Source organism: Mycobacterium sp. TH-M15 (assembly GCF_057473705.1).
On sequence record NZ_JBYCLB010000262.1, the window covers coordinates 1 to 4,042 of the forward strand.

At 70.1% G+C, this 4,042-nt stretch carries 2 protein-coding genes; both read left to right on the plus strand.

Annotated features, from left to right (window positions below; all coding sequences use genetic code 11):
- The coding region (locus AC2VNT_RS06205) for a type VII secretion protein EccB (RefSeq protein ID WP_486946019.1) at positions 1 to 538 on the plus strand (538 nt) is incomplete at its 5' end.
- The coding region (gene eccCa / locus AC2VNT_RS06210) for a type VII secretion protein EccCa (RefSeq protein ID WP_486946020.1) at positions 535 to 4,042 on the plus strand (3,508 nt) is incomplete at its 3' end. The genes AC2VNT_RS06205 and eccCa, both read left to right, overlap by 4 nt.

The window sequence follows — 4,042 nt, forward strand, 5'->3', positions numbered from 1 at the left end:
CGCGCCCGCGGTGCTGGCGCGGATGCCGGTGGTGACCGGGCTGGACCTGTCGGCCTACCCGGACAGCCCGCTGCAGGTGACCGACGTCCGGGAGAACCCGTCCACCTGCTGGTGGTGGGAGCGCTCCGGCGGCGAGGGCCGCGCCCGGATCCGGGTGGTGTCCGGTCCCACCATCCCGGTGCGCAAAGCCGAGATGGACAAGGTGGTGACGCTGGTCAAGCCGCACAACGACGACGACGAGGCGGATCGGGTCTACTTCGGTCCGGGCTATGCGAACTTCGTCGCGGTGACCGGCAACGATCCCGGAGCCACCACGCTGGAGTCGCTCCGGTGGCTGTCCTCCTCCGGGGTGCGGTTCGGGGTGGCCGGTGACGACGAGCGCAAGGCGCTGGGCCTACTCGAGGAGCCGTCACCGGCGCCGGCGGTGGCGCTGCGGCTGCTGGCGCCCGGCCCGACACTGTCCCGAAAGGATGCCATGGTGCGCCACGACACCCTGGAGACCGACATGAACCCGGCGGAGTTGGTGATGCCGAAGTGAAGCGTGGATTCGCCCGGCCGACGCCGGAGAGAGCACCGGCGGTCAAGCCGGAGAACATCGTGCTGCCGACGCCGCTGAGCGTCCCGCCGCCGGAGGGCAAGCCGTGGTGGCTGGTGGTGGTCGGCGTCCTGGTGGTCGGCCTGTTGGTCGGCATGGTCGCGATGACGGTGGCCAGCGGATCGCGGATGTTCCTCGGCGCCGGCTCGATCTTCCCGATCTTCATGATCGGCGGGGTCGCGATGATGATGTTCGGCGGCCGGTTCGGCGGCGGCAACCAGCAGCTGAGCCGGCCGAAGCTGGACGCGATGCGGGCCCAGTTCATGCTGATGCTGGACCGGCTGCGGGAGTCGGCCGCCGAGTCCGCGGACAGCATGGACGCCAACTACCGGTGGTACCACCCGGCGCCGGTGACGCTGGCCGCCGCGGTGGGGTCGGCCCGGATGTGGGAGCGCAAGCCGGACGGTAAGGACCTCAACTTCGGCCTGGCGCGGATCGGGGTCGGCATGACCCGGCCCGAGGTGACCTGGGGCGAGCCGCAGAACATGCCGACCGACATCGAACTCGAGCCGGTCACCGGCAAGGCGTTGCAGGAGTTCGGCCGCTATCAAAGCGTCGTCTACAACCTGCCCAAGATGGCGTCGCTGCTGGTCGAGCCGTGGTACTCGCTGGTCGGCGAGCGAGAGCGGGTGCTGGGGTTGATGCGGGCGCTCATCTGCCAGCTGGCGTTCTCGCACGGGCCGGATCATCTGCGCATGGTGGTGGTCAGCTCCGATGTGGCGCAATGGGATTGGGTGAAATGGCTGCCGCATTTCGGTGACCCGCGCCGCCAGGATGCCGCCGGGAACGCGCGGATGGTGTACAGCTCGGTGCGCGACTTCGCCGGTGAGCACGGTGACCTGTTCTCCGGGCGCGGATCGTTCATGCCGCGGCACGCCAGCTCGTCGGCCGAGATGCCGACGCCGCACCACCTGATCATCGCCGACGCGATCGACCCGCAGTGGGAGTACGTCAACACCACCGAGGGCGTCGACGGGGTGACCTTCGTCGACCTGACCGGAACCCCGGAGTGGACCGGCGTGCCGCAGCGGGTGCTCCGGCTCGACGACAAGGGCATTATCAGCGCGCTGCCCCGCGATCGGGACACCTGGATGGTGATCGACGACAACGAGTGGTTCTTCGCGCTGGCCGACCAGCTGTCGGTCGCCGACGCCGAGCGGTTCGCCCAGCGGATGGCGCACTGGCGGCTGGCCGAGGCATACGAGGAGATCGGCCAGCGGGTCACCCAGCACATCGGCGCCCGCGACATCATGGCCTACTACGGCATCGAAGACGCCGGCCGGATCGACTTCAACGAACTGTGGTCGGCCCCGGAGGCGGGCCGCCGGGGCCGGCTGCGCATCCCGTTCGGGAACCGCTCGGACAACGGTGAGCTGCTGTTCCTGGACATGAAATCGCTCGACGAGGGCGGTGACGGCCCGCACGGCGTCATGTCCGGAACCACCGGCTCGGGTAAGTCGACGCTGGTGCGCACGGTGATCGAGTCGCTGATGCTGCGTCACCCGCCGGACGAGCTGCAGTTCGTGCTGGCCGACCTCAAGGGCGGGTCGGCGGTCAAGCCGTTCGCCGGGGTGCCGCACGTCTCCCGGATCATCACCGACCTGGAAGACGACCAGGCGCTGATGGAGCGCTTCCTGGAGGCGATGTGGGGGGAATTCGCCCGGCGCAAGACGATGTGCGACAGCGCCGGGGTCGACGGCGCCAAGGAGTACAACGAGGTGCGGTCCCGGATGATGGCCCGCGGCCAGGACCTGCCCCCGCTGCCGATGCTGGTCGTGGTGATCGACGAGTTCTACGAGTGGTTCCGGATCATGCCGACGGCGGTGGAGGTGCTCGACTCGATCGGCCGGCAGGGCCGCGCCTACTGGGTGCATCTGATGATGGCGTCGCAGACCATCGAGAGCCGCGCCGAGAAGCTGATGGAGAACATGGGCTACCGGCTGGTGCTGAAAGCGCAGACCGCCGGCGCCGCGCAGGCTGCCGGCGTGCCGAACGCGGTGAACCTGCCGGCCAAGGCCGGCCTGGGGTACTTCCGCAAGAGCGGTGAGGAGGTGATCCGGTTCCAGGCGGAGTTCCTCTGGCGCGACTACCACCGCGGTGGGCAGCTGGACGACGAGGTGCTGCCGATGGCGCACGCGGTCGACTACATCCGCCCGCAGCTGTTCACCACCGCGTTCACCCCGCTGGCGGTGTCGGTCAGCGGCGCCGAGGAGATCGAGGCGGCCGAGGAGCCGGCGGCGATCACCGCCGAGCCGGCCACCGTCGCCGAGCCCGAGGAGCGGGAAGAGGACGCGATCCGGATACCGAAGGTCGGCACGGTGATCATCGACCAGCTGCGCCGGATCGACTTCGAGCCGTACCGGCTCTGGCAGCCGCCGCTGGACGTGCCGGTGCCGGTCGACGCGCTGGTCGACAGATACCTGGGCCACCCGTGGCAGCAGGACTACGGCACCCGTGAGGACCTGGTCTTCCCGATCGGGGTCATCGACCGGCCGTTCAAGCACGACCAGCCGCCGTGGACGGTGGACACCTCCGGGGCGGGCGCCAACGTGCTGATTCTGGGCGCCGGCGGCGCGGGCAAGACCACCGCGCTGCAGACCCTGATCTGCTCGGCGGCGCTGACCCACACCCCCGAGCAGGTCCAGTTCTACTGTTTGGCCTACAGCGGCACCGCGCTGACCACGGTGGCGCGGCTGCCGCACGTCGGCGGGGTCTGCGGGCCGACCGACCCGGACGGGGTCCGCCGCACGGTGGCCGAGCTGCTGGCGCTGATGAGGGAGCGCAAACGCAGCTTCCTCGAGCACGACGTGGCGTCGATGGGCGTCTTCCGGCAGCGCAAGTTCGGTGACGCACCCGGTTCGGTGCCCAACGATGGCTTCAGCGACGTCTACCTGGTGGTGGACAACTACCGGGCGCTCTCCGAGGACAACGAGGTGCTCGTCGAGCAGGTCAACCAGATCATCAACCAGGGCCCGTCGTTCGGGGTGCATGTGGTGGTCACCGCCGACCGGGAGTCCGAGCTGCGCCCGCCGGTGCGCAGCGGCTTCGGCTCCCGGGTGGAGCTGCGGCTGGCGGCGGTGGAGGATGCCAAGCTGGTGCGATCCCGGTTCGCCAAGGATGTCCCGGTCAAGCCGGGCCGGGGCATGGTGGCGGTGAACTACGTGCGGCTGGACAGCGACCCGCAGGCGGGGCTGCACACGCTGATCGGCCGGCCGGCGATGGGCAGCACCGGTGAGAAGACCTTCGAGTCGGACAGCGTGGCCGCGGCGGTCTCTCAGGTCGCGGTGGGCCGGGTCCGCCCGGTGCGGCGGCTGCCGGCCCGGTTCGGGCTGGACGAGGTCCGGGCGGTGGCGGCCGCGGATCAGCGCGACGGGGTGGGGGCCGGCGGCATCGCCTGGGCGATATCCGAGCTGGACCTGCAGTCGGTGTATCTCAACTTCGCCGAGA